Raw genomic sequence first — 14847 nt, 5'->3', positions numbered from 1 at the left:
GGAAAAGTAAAGCGAAATTGCCGAACCGCATATATTTACATTGCTTTTTAAAGCTTCTCCCGTATTTTACCCGATCGAGATGAAAATTATCGGCGCCGAAAATAAAGTAAACTATGGGGTTTTCGACGGTCCGGTTGAATTCAATTACAAAGAATTTCAACTGCTTGACTTCTTCGGAAAAGAAATCCGCGGATTAAAGAAGCGATTTGCGTTTAAACGGTTCAATTATATCGGGATTATCACGGACGAATTCTTGATCGGATTTGCGGCCGTAAGTCTGGGGTATGTATATAACGTTTTCGCTTATTTGTATCATTATAAGGAAGGGATTCTTTACGAGTTCGATGCCAAAGGTTTGGATACGGGAAAGGAATTGGATTTTCCCGCGAATCCGGACGAATATTCAATTCGGTTTAAAAAAGGGGCTTCGTTTTTAAACGTGAATAAATCCCACTCCGATAAGAAACTCGAAGTCGAAGCGTTTTTAGGAAAAAAATTGCGATTTCGGTTTAACGCGGACTTCGGATTAAAAAGTCACTCGCCGTTACGGGTTGTGAATCCTTCCGAACCGACTCATTGGACATTCACTGAAAAATGTTCTCCGATCACGCCGTCTTCGATCGAACTTTCGTATAACGGAAAACCTCTTTCCTTTGATCCTAAAAAAACAACGATTCTCTACGATTGGTCGGGCGGTTATCTAAGAAGGGAAACGAACTGGTATTGGGCCGCTTTCAGCGCCATCCTTCCGAACAAAACCACGATCGGAGCGAACTTTGCCGCGCTCGTAAACGAAACATTCTTTTCCGAGAACGCGTTTTGGATCGATCGGAAGCGAACGAGAGTTCCGAGGCTGATCTTCGATTTTTCGCAGAAGGATCCTTACAAAACCTGGCGAATTTATGATGAGGAAGGTTTGGTCGATCTCGAGTTTAAACCCGAAGGTGAAAGAAAGGATAAGATGAATTTGATCGTGACCAAACTGTATTTCAGACAATTCGTCGGAAAGTTTTCCGGCAAATTCGAATCCGCGCAGGGAAAGAAGGTTTCCTTCAAGGACGTTTACGGATTCACAGAATTTCACAGATCGCTTTGGTGAATCGGAACGTTTCGCTTTGCGTCGAGTGACGGATTAGAATATTAGAATTTATGGATGCATACGTTCCCGTTTCCTGCGACTTCTACGATCGATTGGAGGAAATTGTACTCTCCAAACGAAGGGTTTCTTTGGAAGTTTCGGAGGGTGGGAATGCGGGAACAACCGCGACTCAAAAACAGAGAATTTCCGATCTCGTATCCGTGAATCGGGAAGAATTCGCCGTTTTGGAAAACGGTGAAAAAATCCGATTGGATAAGATTCTGAAAATCAATCCTTGAATCAGGCCTCATTTTGGAAAAAAATTCAACGCAAGTCAAAAAACGGATCCTGTCTTTGGATTTGTTCCGCGGTATGACCGTGGCGGGAATGATTCTCGTAAACAATCCCGGCTCCTGGTCCGCTATCTATTCGCCGCTCAAACACGCAAAGTGGAACGGATGTACTCCGACGGATCTGGTGTTTCCGTTTTTTCTTTTTGCGGTGGGAGCTTCTATTTCAATTTCATTGTATTCAAAAAATGGAATGAGTCGAAGCGGGATTTGGTCGAAAATATCGATTCGAAGTCTTGTTCTGATCGGGCTCGGATTGTTTTTGAACTTTTTCGGAGAATGGTCTTTTGCCGAGCTTCGGATTCCGGGCGTTTTACAAAGAATCGGTTTCGTTTATTTCGCGGTCGCTTCGTTGTATCTTATAGTTCCCGGGAAGAAGAGTTTAATCGCTTTGATTCCGATTTTGGTCGTGCCGACTTGGATTTTGTTGAACGTCGCGCCTCCGGGAGAATCGACCGTTTCCTTGGAGCCCGGAAAAGACATCGGCGCATGGTTCGATCGAATTCTCTTCGGTGAAAAACATCTTTGGAAGTTTTCCAAAACCTGGGACCCGGAAGGATTTTTCAGCGGAATCACGTCGATTGCGAGCTCGTTATTTGGCGTTCTCTGCGGTTTGATTTTGTCCGTTCAGGATACTTCATGGAACAAAAGGACGGCGGTTCTTTTCGGCATCGGCGCCTTGTTAACGTTAGTCGGGTCGATCTGGGATACGTTCTTTCCTATGAATAAAAGTTTATGGACCGCGAGCTACGCGGTTTATACCGCAGGACTTGCGTTTTTCAGCGTGGGTTTTTTCGAATTCTTATCTCTGACTTTTTCTTCAAATCGATCCGAGTCGGGCAAAAACGTTTTGAATATCTCGTTTCAACCTTTTCTCGTGTTCGGAAAAAACGCCATTTTGGTGTTTGTGGCTTCGGGAATCGTCGCAAGAATTTTGAATCTCTGGACTGTGATCGGTGAAAACGGAAAAGCGATCAGCGTTAAAACTTGGATTTATTTACGCTTAGTCGGATTGTTAAGCGACTCGTATTTCGCTTCATTGTCGTATGCTATTTTGAATCTGATCGTATGGTGGCTGATCTTAAGTTACTTGGATCGAAAGAAAATTTACTTCAAGATTTAGAACAAAACCCGCGCTATGGATGCGGAGCGCGCGAAGCGGTCCTCGCGCAGAGAGGACCGAAGGCGAATGCCGAAGCGCGGAGCAAGCCAGGTCTGCGACTAAAACGGCAAGTTCTGTTTTGCGGCCGTTGCGAGCAGAAGCGCCCGGCAAAGATCTAAAAAGCAATTATACTTTTTTATGAGTCGCTCGGTATGTCAGATCACGAGTTCCAAATCGTTGAAGACAGGAGCTTTTACCTCATCCAAAAGTCTTTTCATGGCGAGGTTGCGAAGGTTGTTCAGTTCCATTCTGAGGGTCGCTTCCAAAGTAGTTTTGGAAAGAAGGTTCGAACAAGTCACCGCAACCATCTTCAAATCCTCGGCGGTTCTGATTTTGGAGGAAAGAAGAAGCTGCTGAATAATGGAATATTCTTTTTTTCTAAAGTGAATTCTCAAAAGGAACGGAACGGAATAAAGTTCCGCCATCAATTCCCATTTTGTTTTCGGTTTAGATTGGTGTTCTTCTGCGCGAAGATCGACGTCCATCTCAGTCTGAGGTTCGATATAAATCGTGGAGATGGAAACCGGCTCGGAAGAAGAATAATTCCGATCGGGGTTGAATGAAAGCGGGGTTTCCGAATCGCGGATCATATCTTTGAGTGTCGCGATTCGTTTCGATTCCTCGTATCGTTCCGGATGAAGTTTCATCATTTTGCGGATGTCCTCCAGAAGAATGCAGAAGGAAAATAATTCCAATACGGATTGATTCTGAATCGTTGAGATCTCGTCGAGAACTCTCGATAGAATCTGTTGATATCCGAGGGATTTGCGATACATCGCGTTATATTGAAGTTCAAGCTCTTTTTGATGTTTTGTAAAAAGGCTTTCCACTATATAAGAATCGGCAACGACATAAGCATCCAAACCCGGCAGGGAGAAGTTCGGGTTCTGCTTTTTGAGATTTAATACGAAGATGCAGTTGGAGTCTTTGAGGAACGCGAGGATTTTCGAGATTTTCTTTTCCGAAAGATTGAGCGTGGATCGGAAATGGTAGAACAAATCCGTGTTAGTCGGCAATTGAAAATTCTCGTTTTCCTTTTTGATTTTGTCCTGGATGATTTGCGCTAAAGTTGTATCTTCCATCGTTTTAGTTCCGTTTTACGAAAGAGTCGAATCTTAGTAAAATTTTTGTATCTGATTTGATAACGGGAAGGACGGAAATTATTGACTATTTTTTTTAAAAAAATACGGAATGAAGTTTAAAAAACGGGGAATGAAAGCGAGAAGGAAAGTGTCCGGACCGAAATTTCGGTCCGGATCGGGTAAAGTTAGATTCTTTCGATGATCGTGGCGATTCCCATGCCTCCGCCGATGCAAAGCGTGATTAACGCATAACGTTGTTGTCTTCTTTCGAGTTCGTCTAACGCGGTTCCTAGTAGGATCGCTCCGGTCGCTCCGAGGGGATGTCCGAGAGAGATTGAGCCTCCGTTTACGTTGATCTTTTCCAATGGAATGTTAAGCGACTTCTGAGTATATAACACCACAGATGCGAATGCTTCGTTGATTTCCCAGATATCGATATCTTCCGGTTTCAGTCCCGCGATCGCGAGCGCTTTCTTGGAAGCGGATACGGGTCCGGTAAGCATGATTGTTGGATCCTCTCCGGTTGAAGCCATCGCTACGATTTTTGCACGAGGCTTGAGTCCGTATTTTTTAATTCCTTCGTCGGAAGCAAGAAGGACCGATGCGGCCCCGTCCACGATTCCGGACGAGTTGCCTAACGTGTGGATGTGGTTGATCTTTCCCACTTCAGGGTAAGACTTGAGTGCGATCGCGTCGAGTTCCTTTTCACCGATCGTCTTGAATACAGGAGCTAAGTCGGAAAGCCACTCGAATGTGGATTCGATTCTCGGGTTTTCATCTGTATCGACGATCGTGCCGTCTTCGGTTTTAACGGGGATAATGGATTTTTTGAAATATCCGGCTTTGATCGCGTTGTCCGCTTTGATCTGGGAGGATTCCGCGAAACGGTCCGCTTCTTCGCGTGTGATTCCGAATTTTGTCGCGATCAGGTCCGCGGAAATTCCTTGAGGCACCAAATTGTAGTGTTTTTGAATATTAGGATTTCCTACATTAAAATCTCTTCCATTCATGTCCGCTCCCATTTTTACGCGGGACATGGATTCGACTCCTCCACCGAGGGCGATTTGCATGGAACCGGATTGAACGTGGTTCGCCGCGTTGTTGACTGCTTGTAATCCCGATCCGCAAAAACGGTTTACGGTATAGCCGGGAACCGAGTTCGGCCAGAGCGCGGACATAACCGCATAACGCGCGATACACGCTGCTTGGTCGTCCACTTGGGATACGCATCCCATGACTACTTCTTCCACGATTTCGGGCTTGATTCCGTTTCTGTCTTTGATTGCGTTTAAGGTTGCTGCGGAGAGTTCCTGCGGATGGATGCTCGCGAGTGTTCCTCTTTTTTTCCCTTTTCCTCTAGGAGTTCTTACGGCGTCGATTACATAGGCGTTTGACATTTGGTTACCTCTATGTTCATTTCTTTCTTTTGGAGATAAAATTGAACGGTTGTTTAATGAAATTTGGTTGTTCCGGTTTCCATTTTGCGGGGGTAGGGGAGTTTGCAATTCTTTTTGTGGGAACTCTTAGGTACGGCATGGTTTGGGCCGCACCCTCCTGCATATTTCTTGATAACGAACGTCATTCGGAGGGTTTGCAGGAGGGTCGGGCTTGTTACGGGCTCGCGGAGTCCCGCTCGGTCCTTGTGTGATGGCTTAACAAAGCGATTCAAAGGAATTAAGGACCAAGCCCTTCACATCCCTGCGGCAGGTTTTACAGAAATACACTGTTTTGCGGGAACTCTTCAGAAATCTGGATTGAATTCTGGTTTATTATTTTCAAACAAAGATCTTCTGTAAGCGAAACCCTGATCATATTTATGTTAAAGTGTCGAGCAACGTTCTTTACCTTTAAAGATGTAATCCTATGTAAAAGAAAGCATGTTACATCGAGTGAAATATTCTCTATTTTTAATAGAGGCGGTTAGGCTAAAGAGAACATTTTTGGTTTTATCGATAGAATATTCATAATCTATGATATATTATTCTTCGAATCATCTTCGTTTTTAAATTTATTTCCCAGATGAAGGCCGGTAAAACAATTTCTTGAATTTTTTGCAAGTTGTGATTCGGCTTTATTAAAGTGCCGGTTAAATGTAGTTGAATTAATAGGCAATATAGTAAGCAGCGGGAAACCCCGTGGATTGCGGAAAGAATACTAAGTTGTGCCCACTCTTCCGGGAATACTCTTGAATTGAATTTCACCAAAGAATTTCCTTTTCTTTGATATTTGACTGTTAGTGCACTCTTATTGAAACGCTTCTTGCTTTTTATATATTTAGAATGTGTTCTGAGAAGTTGCCCCAGATTTTTTCCGATCTTTAATTGATCAGATTTTGGAAGCTTTTTCAGCAATTCGAGAGGAATTAAAAAGCTGCATGTGATTTTCGGTCCCTTTAACGAAGATGCGATGAATTCTTTTTCGGTTAAGTGTTGAATGTTTGCCATGCTCTGTACAGTTTTTTAAGAATAAAAATGAGCATGGTTTCGTAGAATTTTTCTAAAAATATAGATATAAAAATTAAAGAGTAGTTCCCGCAATCCTTCTATAACAATAAAATTTCCTCTAATACGCGGAAATACCAACAAGCACCTTTCCAGTTCTCTAAAAAGCCGTTATGACCTCCAAAATTTTGAATCGAAATTCTAACATTTCGATTCGGATGTAAGGATAAAAATGATTCACCACGAATAATTGGATCGTCTTTTGCGGTAATAATTGTCGTCGGGACTAAAATCTGAGAAAGTTCTTTTTCTCCTAACGTATAAGTTCCGAAATAATGATCTATATCGGTAAAATCTTCAGTCGACTCTACGAATCTTTCCGTCATACGCATTACCGATTTTTCTTTGAGAATAGAGTCATACGGAACGATTGTAGGGAAATGTTTTTGTTTTTTCTCAATCGATTGTTTCCATTTTTTAAGAAAGTATCGGCCAATGATAAGCTTATTATCCATTAGCATTGTTGCATCTTTAGGATGAATTGCAGGAGAAATCGCTATGAATTCTTTCAATTGATTTAATTTCTTTTCCGATTGAGAATGTACTTTCGCAATTCGAAGCGCAAAATTTCCGCCAAGAGAAAAACCAGTAACAAAGACTGGAACATTCTTCTCCGCTAAGTATGTGGCTTTTCGAACGGCTTCATACGTTTCTTCGATAAGGCTACCGTTAAAAGGTTCGGGGTTGAGATGATGTGTATCTCCATGATCTCTATAATTTAAACGAAAAATATCGAATCCTTTCTCATAAAAGTAATGGGAAGTTCTCAAGATATAAGTTGAATTGATGCTTCCCTCCCAACCATGTAACAAAACTAAGAATCCTTTTGGTTTCGTATCTTTTTGTTTGCTCAAAGCTCCTTCCAACCTTACGCCTTTTCCGGCATCGAGAATCATTTTTTTCTCGTGATCTAAAAATGGCATTTCTTCCGGTAAATTCCATGCCAACGAGGCTAAAGTCGTTTGAATCAAAGGTGATTTCAGAATTCCCGCGGGGTTGAATTTTGGGGTCTTGAGTTCTTTGAGCATAAGATCAGTGAAAGGGAATTAATTCTCCAGCAAAGTCTTTTTGGTTATATGAATTCGGTTTTTTTCACAAAGGCTTTTATTTATTTATAATTTGATTTTTGAGTTCTGGAGAACGAGAGAAAAAAACTGGCCTTCAAAACACTTTCTAAAAATATACGAACAGCGCATAATTTCTTGAATTAGGAGTATATTCTAAAAGTGCAGAAATCATTTGGTATTTTACATTCTATTTTGATTCTATCCGAGCGTCGTAATTTTGTTCTGTTATCATTCTTACTTTTCTCTTGTTCTACGATCGAATTGAATTCGGTCCGAGGAGGTGAAAACGCAAAGATACCTGTATCCTCTCAAAAGGATTCTAACATTTCCGAAAATGTTTCATTTAATTGTAAGCCGAGTATTAGAAAATCTCAGTGGTATGTTCTTTTTGGATCGGTTCCAATCAATCAAATGGACACTTCCGAGATCCTTCCGGATTCAAACAAAACGTATCGTGTAAATCTGAAAACGACCTGGTTGGATGGAATTCTGAGTACGGTTTTGGGTATTGCAGCTTCGATTACTCGGAAGACGGTTGAAGTGGAGAGCTGTGATTCCAAGGATATTGCATTTTCCGCGAGAGTTCCCGCAACAAATCCGAATCTTCAGCAAGATAAAGAACTTTCCAAAGCAGATTTGGCAAAATTGAAAGAAGATTTTATCAAGCAAAATGAAAAGCAATGGAAAGAAGAATTGCAGGAGAAGATTCATTCTTCTTTGAGCGAAGAATTGGAAAGTTCTTGGAACAAAGAGATCAAACATTCTAAGAATCTTTCCGTTTTATTTTTAAAATCCGGGGAAATAGCGAAAGGAACGGTAACGCGAATTGATGGGGAAGGCGTTAAATTGTTTTATAAAGGCAAAGAAAGAGTTTTTCGCCGTGCTGACGTTCAAAGAGTTCGATTTCAAGATTGAGGTTGAGGCATTGATGCGATGACAAATTTTAGAATCCTATTCATTAAAGCTTATCTTGTCGGAATAATTTTTATCAATTACTCCTGTTACTTGAATCCTTATTTCAAAGATGCTGTTTCTCCAGATGAAGAAAAGGATTCTCCAGTGCCTTTGATTTTTCTTTTAGTAGCAGCGTCAAATCCTGTAATTCAAGGTGAAACGATTTTCTTTCCATCGACCGGTCTGACGTGGATGAGGTGTTCCCGCGGTCAAACATATGATGCGATTACGGATTCATGCACTGGATTTGTCGTTTCTCCGCAATATTGTTCTACTTCTGATAACCAATGCAACGGTTCTTCGGGCGGAGTTTTAACATCCGGGCCAGCTTTTGATTCCTGTGCTTCGTTTAGTGTTTCAGGAAGGACGATGACATGGAGAGTTCCCACGCATGCAGAGTTGAAAGGAATAGTTTATTGTTCCAATGGAACGGATGTGGCAAATTCGACTGATAATTCAAAGACTTGTTCTTCAACTGGGACAGGCTTTGATGTTCCAACCGTAAGAAAAGAATGGTTTCCGGGAATTCCAACTGGAAATCCAATTGAGTTTTGGTCAAGTACGAGCGACCCATTGAGCTCCTCAGTAGCCTGGAAGGTGAATTTCAGTACAGGAGCTACGAATCCTAATGCCGGCAAAGTCGTCGCTGGTTATATCCGCTGCGTGAGTTCCCGCTAAATTCTGCTCTAATACATCTGCAATCCCTCAAGAATCGCGGGAACTCCCCGCGCATTCCTCAAATCACAGAAAAACCTTGACGGAAACAGCTGATCCAAAAATTGTTTCCCGAATAGGAAACAATAAACACTAATACTGTTTCCGGATTTGACTTCAGTTCAATTTCGAATCCAAAGAATGGTAGGAGATTCACAATGAATTTAGCCTCGCTCTCGATCAAAAGACCGATCTTCATTACCTGCACGGTTTTACTCATTCTCGTCGCGGGATATCTTTCCTTAAACAAGCTAGGGGTCGATTTATTTCCCAACGTGACTATTCCCGTCGTAACAGTAACGGTTCCATATCCGGGCGCAGCACCGAATGAAATTGAAACCCTCGTTGCAAAACCGGTCGAGGACGAACTCTCCACAATCTCGGGCGTAAAACGGATCAAATCGATTTGCAACGAAGGAGTCGGAACGGTCGTCGTGGAGTTCACACTAGAAACCGATGTCAAATACGCCGAACAACAAGTCCGCGACAAAGTCTCCAGCGTTAAACCTAAATTACCCGATGACGCAAAAGAACCGGTGATCCGAAGAATCGATCCCGCGGATCAACCGATCTTAATCATCGCGCTCCGAGCCGATCTTCCGGAAGCCGAACTCTACGACATTGCCAACGAAGAAATCAAACAAGTCCTTCTTACGACCAAAGACGTCGGAAACGTAAACATCTACGGCGGACGCAAACGCGAGATTCACGTCGAACTGGATCGCCACAAACTCAAGGAACACATGATTCCCGCGTTCGTCGTATCAAATCGACTCGCATCGGGAGGAATGAACATTCCCGCCGGAAAAGTAAGTAAGACCGATAAGGAACTCGTTTATAGAACCATCAACGAATTTCAATCACCGCAGGAAATCAGAGACACACCTGTATCCTTGTTCGGGAACGAGGTTCCGGTAAAAATCGGACAACTGGGAGAAGTAAGAGACACGGTCGAAGATGAAACTTCCAGAGCATACTTTAACGGGAAGAAGGCGGTCTTTCTCTTAGTCTATAAACAGTCGGGATCGAACACGGTTGCGGTCGCGCAAGCGGTAAAAAAGAAGGTAGCCGAAATCAACCAAGACCTTTCTAAACGAAAGGGATCTCCCGAACTCACCGCGGCAAACGATTCATCCATCACGATCGACAACAACATTTACGACGTAAAGGAAACGATCATCATCGGAATCATTCTCACGATCATTGTCGTATTATTATTTTTAGGAAGCGTCCGTTCCACTTTGATCACGGGACTTGCTCTTCCGAACTCCCTCTTGGGGGCATTTATTCTTATGGCGATCGCCGGTTTTACCGTAAACGTCATGACTCTTCTCGCGCTCAGCCTTGCGGTCGGACTGCTCATCGACGACGCGATCGTAGTCCGCGAAAATATTTTCAGACATAGGGAAATGGGAAAGACCGCGAGAGAAGCTTCCATCGAAGGAACGAAGGAAGTAACGTTAGCCGTAATTGCGACGACGATGACAGTCATCGCGGTATTTATGCCGATCGCGTTTATTAGCGGGGTCGTAGGACAGTTTTTGAGAGAATTCGGATTAACCGTATGTTTCGCGCTTCTTATTTCCTTATATGATGCCCTTACGATCGCGCCGATGTTATCCGCGTATTTCGGAGGAAAAATCGGGAATCACGGAAATAAATCAGGACACGGACACGATGCGATTCCTGAAATTACGACTCAGTCTCCGAAAGGCAAAGGGAAGAATAAAGCGGCCGAGACGACCGCTTTGGAAGAGATTGCGTATTCCAAAATCCGCTCTCAGAACAACGCTTCCAAAGGAATTCTTTCGAGAATATTCTCGCCGGTCTTAACCGTACTGGGAAAGTTGGAAACGGGTCTGGATTCAGTATTAAGTATTTTTAATGTGTTTCAAACTTGGCTGGAGGAAAAATACGCATCCATCCTGAAGTTTACGCTCAAACGACCGTTGTTCATTCTATCCAGTGCGGTATTGATTTTCGTTGTTAGTTTGGTTCTTACCAAATTCATTCCGAAAACGTTCTTACCCGCGCAGGACGAAGGAAAATTCTCCGTAACCCTGGACATGCCTCCGGGAACTTCCGTGGAAAAAATGGCGCAGGTCGCGCAGGAAGTCGATCAAAAGATCCGTTCTTACAAAGAGATCAAGCTGGTCGCGATGTTCAACACGAACCGGAATACGAACATGTTCGTCGAGATGGTTCCTTCCAAAGACCGTACGATGAACACGACTCAGTTCAAAGCTTTCCTTCGTAAGGAACTTGCGGGCTTCGCTTACGCGAATCCGATCGTAAAGGATATCGATAACGTGGGCGGGGGACAGAGACCGTTCACTCTCACCGTAAGCGGACAAAAGGGAGAAGTCGTCGAAGATTATGCGAAGAAGTTATTCAAACGACTTCAAAAATCGCCCGCGCTTCTCGACGTCGATACGAGTTACCGCACGGGCGCTCCCGAGTTTCGAGTCGTGCCGGATCGCGATCGTGAAGTCCTTCTCGGAGTTCCGGGAACTGTGATCGGAACCGAACTTAGAACTCTCGTGGAAGGAACGACCCCGGCGGTATATCGTGAAAACGGAGTCGAGTATGATATCCGAGTTCGATTAAAAGAATCGCAAAGGGATCTCAAAGAAAACTTTTATAATTCTTTCGTGCCGAACTTCAACAACCGATTGATTCCGATTCAGAACGTTGCAAAAGCGGAAGAAACCACGGGGCTTGCGACGATCAATCGACTCAACCGGAACAAGGCCGTGGAAATTTATGCGGACGTAAATCCCAAAGGCCCAGGTATGGGAGGAGCGATGGAAGAGGTAGCAAAGATCAGCCAAACCGAACTTCCTCTTCCGCCGGGAGTCCGGATCGGATATTCGGGACAAGCGGAAAGTTTTAAGGAGATGGGAACTTCCATGGCGATCGCGATGGGACTCGGAGTTCTCTTTATCTACATGGTTCTCGCTTCTCTCTATGAAAGTTTTATCACGCCGATCGCGATTATGCTCGTGTTGCCTCTCGCGCTCTGCGGAGCGTTTATCGCCCTGTTCCTTACGCAAAAATCATTGGACATCTTTTCGATGATCGGGCTCATCATGTTGATCGGAGTCGCGACCAAGAACTCGATTCTTCTCGTGGACTTTACCAATCAGTTGTTGGATCAGGGAAGGGAAATGAAGGAAGCGATCATCGAAGCGGGAAGAGAAAGATTAAGACCGATTTTGATGACTTCCTTTGCCCTGATCGCCGGAATGCTCCCGATCGCGATCGGACTCAACGAAGCGTCCCGTCAGAGAACGAGTATGGGTGTTGCGATCATCGGAGGATTGATCTCTTCCACGATCCTTACTTTGGTGGTAGTTCCCGCGGCTTTCTCTTACATCGAAAAGTTGAATCAATTCGTAAGAAGAAATTCTCCGGACCCGGACGTTAAATAAGAAGAGAACCGATTTCGGAGTCGTTTCACATTCTTTGCTAATGCGACAAGGGCTCCGAATTCGGTTAGAATATAAAAAAAGAGTTTCGTAAAATGTTTGAACTGATAAGAATGAGTGCGATGGAGCAGGATGAGGTAAAACTTCGGATTATGGAAAAAGCGCTTGAGCTTTTTCTAAAATACGGTTATGCGAAGACCAAGATGGAGGAAATCGCAAGGATTCTGAAAATATCCCGTAAAACTTTATATAAACATTTCGAAAACAAAAATCATCTTCTTTTCGAGATTCTCTCCCTGAAACATGCGATCATGAGTTCCAAGCTGCAGCAGATCAGCGAGGACGATTCCCTTTCGGTGCACGAAAAAATCAGGGCCATCAACGACTTCAAGATCAGCCAATTTCCCGCGGGCGCGAACGAGTTCATTTTGGAAATTCGAGATCAAGCTCCGGATCACTACGCATACATCAAGGAAGTGCGAATGGAATCGGTTTCCAAATCGATTCAAGCTCTTGTGAAACAGGGAATCGAAAAGGGAGAAATCAGAAAGGATCTTAACCCGACGATCTTTGCGGCTCTGATCAACTCGGCGATCGAAATGACCGCGACGCCGGAACTGCTTTTAAATTCTCCGTATTCGATGATGCAGCTGCAAGGCGAGATTCACGGAATTCTTTTTTACGGAATTATGAATTCTTGCCCCGCGGCCAACGTCGACGTTTCTAAAGTATCCGGACAGGAACGATCGTAAGTTCTAAGCAAGTCCGATTTTAAACTTGTTCCGACAAACTTTCAAGAAAGACGGCCCGATCCCCGCTCGAAAAAAAATCAATGTGCTCCTCTCACAGAAGGAAGTAGTGACGAGTGATTCCTAAAGAGTGAGGCGTAGAGTTCAAATTTGTTCGCAAATCTACGGCATTTTTTCCATATCAGAAAAACCGCATGAATGCAAGCGGATTTTCCCGCATTTTGTGGGAACTCCCGCAGCCATTCATCGACCGTTTTAACTTGCCGAACGGATCGCCTTCATTTTGTTCCACTCGACTTGAATTTCGTCCAAGGTCAATTCTCCTCTTCCCGATTCTTCCGAGATCTTTTTTAAAATCGGCTGTAGTCTTCCCGCTTGTTCCAACGTGATATCTTCTCCCGCGTCTTTCAGAATGCAGAAGACCGCGCTTCTTCCCGATTGGCTCGTGAACTCGATCCGATCTCCTTCGGGTCTTCCGATCAAACCGGCGTCAAACGCGCGATAGGCGCCTTTTTGCAGGTGCCTCGTTTTCGCGACTCCGTCCTGATGAATCCCCGATCGATGCGAGATCACGTCTTCGCCGATCAACGGTGCTTTTTCGTAAATCGGAACTTCGGAAAGATACGAAACCAAACGGGACGTTTCATAGATCGCCGAAAAATTCAAAGGTACGTTCACGCCGCAGTTGTGAAGCGCGATTGCGACTTCGTAAGTGTTCGTGTTTCCCGCTCTTTCACCCAAACCGTTCAATGCGGTTTCCAATTGAACCGCGCCGGAAAAATACGATTCCACGGTGGTCGCAGTCGCCATTCCCAAATCGTTGTGCGTATGGATGGAAATTTTAGTATCTTCGGGCAACGCGTTCGTTACGGCCTTCACCATCGAAACGAACAACCAAGGACGATATCGTTCCACAGTGTTGGGAAGATTGACCACGTCCGCTCCGTAGTTCAATGCGGTGCGAAACGCTTCGACGGCAAAATCCAAATTCTCCAGAGCGTCACCGAAATGTTCACCGGAAAATTGAACCTCTCCACTCGAACCGACCAAACTTTTTGCGTAAGCGACCGATTCCGAAATTCTTTCCAAAACTTTTTCCGGACTCAACTTCAACACGTTTTGAATCGTAAACGCAGAGATCGGATATACGATATGCAGTCTCGGTTTCGGCGCGTGACGGATCGCCTTCCAGGAAATTTCGATCTCCTTCTCCACGGCTCTCGAAAGAGAAGAGATGACTACGTTATCGGGCGCGATGGAAGAAAGATGACTGCAGGCTTCGAACTCTTGATCGTTGGAGGAAGCGAAACCCACTTCGATTCCTTGCACGCCGAGTTTCAGAAGTTGTTTGAAGATCGTTTCCTTTTGATCAAGATTCCAAGGTTTACGCAACGCTTGATTTCCGTCTCTCAAAGTCACATCCATAAAAAAGGGAGGATGTTTGGGAAGGGGGTTCTGAAGAATTTCCGAAACGAGTTGAATTTCTTTTGAACTTGCCGATGCGCTGACCGCGCGGGAGAAGTCTACGTTTCCCGGTTCCGAATCTTGTCTCATTGGTTTTCTCCTTAAAACCGGCCGGCTTAGGAGTGGGTTTCCGAATCGGGGAGAATTCTCCGGAAACAAAAAAGCCCACTCCAGGAGGAGCAGGCTCGTGTGTTCTTTTACAACTCTACCGGCTCCCCCTATCTAAGGAGGAGAAGAAGCTCAAGGCTGGTCGGTAGAAGTACGTTGCGAAACATGTTAGATTTAGACTCGGAAGGAT

Annotated in this window: 12 protein-coding genes; 7 read left to right on the top strand and 5 right to left on the bottom strand. The window is 44.2% G+C overall.

Annotation, left to right across the window (positions count from 1 at the left end):
- The first annotated feature begins 79 nt into the window (after positions 1–79).
- Genes LFX25_RS13990 through LFX25_RS13980 form a run of 3 tightly spaced genes read left to right on the top strand, consistent with a single transcriptional unit; the run spans position 80 to position 2551 of the window.
- On the top strand, positions 80–1099 hold the full coding sequence (locus tag LFX25_RS13990; RefSeq protein ID WP_238731609.1) for a DUF2804 domain-containing protein: 1020 nt from the start codon (positions 80–82) through the stop codon (positions 1097–1099).
- Positions 1100–1149: 50 nt separating this feature from the next.
- Complete coding sequence (locus LFX25_RS13985; protein WP_238730784.1) at positions 1150–1377, top strand: Rho-binding antiterminator; 228 nt, start codon at positions 1150–1152, stop codon at positions 1375–1377.
- 13 nt (positions 1378–1390) lie between these two features.
- Complete coding sequence (locus LFX25_RS13980; protein ID WP_238730783.1) at positions 1391–2551, top strand: acyltransferase family protein; 1161 nt, start codon at positions 1391–1393, stop codon at positions 2549–2551.
- 194 nt (positions 2552–2745) lie between these two features.
- Here the strand turns inward: LFX25_RS13980 and LFX25_RS13975 are convergent, their stop codons facing one another.
- From LFX25_RS13975 to LFX25_RS13960, 4 genes are all read right to left on the bottom strand, one after another.
- Complete coding sequence (locus LFX25_RS13975) at positions 2746–3672, bottom strand: hypothetical protein (protein WP_238730782.1); 927 nt, start codon at positions 3670–3672, stop codon at positions 2746–2748.
- Positions 3673–3857: 185 nt separating this feature from the next.
- Complete coding sequence (locus tag LFX25_RS13970; RefSeq protein ID WP_238730781.1) at positions 3858–5069, bottom strand: acetyl-CoA C-acetyltransferase; 1212 nt, start codon at positions 5067–5069, stop codon at positions 3858–3860.
- Positions 5070–5633: 564 nt separating this feature from the next.
- The gene (locus LFX25_RS13965; protein ID WP_238730780.1) at positions 5634–6116 is read right to left on the bottom strand and encodes a DUF1564 family protein; all 483 of its coding nucleotides are present in this window, start codon (positions 6114–6116) and stop codon (positions 5634–5636) included.
- 98 nt (positions 6117–6214) lie between these two features.
- On the bottom strand, positions 6215–7201 hold the full coding sequence (locus tag LFX25_RS13960; RefSeq protein WP_238730779.1) for a YheT family hydrolase: 987 nt from the start codon (positions 7199–7201) through the stop codon (positions 6215–6217).
- A 198-nt stretch (positions 7202–7399) separates the two neighbouring features.
- Between LFX25_RS13960 and LFX25_RS13955 the strand changes: the two genes are divergently transcribed.
- From LFX25_RS13955 to LFX25_RS13940, 4 genes are all read left to right on the top strand, one after another.
- Positions 7400–8155 carry an LIC_13076 family protein gene (locus LFX25_RS13955; RefSeq protein ID WP_238730778.1) on the top strand — a complete coding sequence of 252 codons (756 nt, stop codon included), beginning with the start codon at positions 7400–7402 and terminating at the stop codon, positions 8153–8155.
- Positions 8156–8173: 18 nt separating this feature from the next.
- A complete protein-coding gene (locus LFX25_RS13950; RefSeq protein ID WP_238730777.1) occupies positions 8174–8872 on the top strand; it encodes an Lcl domain-containing protein in 699 nt (232 codons plus the stop codon).
- Positions 8873–9066: 194 nt separating this feature from the next.
- The gene (locus LFX25_RS13945) at positions 9067–12339 is read left to right on the top strand and encodes an efflux RND transporter permease subunit (protein ID WP_238730776.1); all 3273 of its coding nucleotides are present in this window, start codon (positions 9067–9069) and stop codon (positions 12337–12339) included.
- Positions 12340–12449: 110 nt separating this feature from the next.
- Positions 12450–13088: a TetR/AcrR family transcriptional regulator gene (locus LFX25_RS13940; RefSeq protein WP_238731608.1), complete on the top strand. Its 639-nt coding sequence runs from the start codon at positions 12450–12452 to the stop codon at positions 13086–13088.
- Between the two features lie 252 nt (positions 13089–13340).
- Here the strand turns inward: LFX25_RS13940 and leuA2 are convergent, their stop codons facing one another.
- Positions 13341–14708, bottom strand: coding sequence for a 2-isopropylmalate synthase LeuA2 (gene leuA2, locus LFX25_RS13935; protein ID WP_406600502.1), 1368 nt, complete (start codon positions 14706–14708; stop codon positions 13341–13343).
- Between the last annotated feature and the right edge of the window lie 139 nt (positions 14709–14847).

Source organism: Leptospira sanjuanensis (genome assembly GCF_022267325.1).
Taxonomy (GTDB): domain Bacteria; phylum Spirochaetota; class Leptospiria; order Leptospirales; family Leptospiraceae; genus Leptospira; species Leptospira sanjuanensis.
The sequence above is the reverse complement of the archived record's forward strand: the minus strand, read 5'-3'. Positions and strand labels throughout refer to the sequence as shown.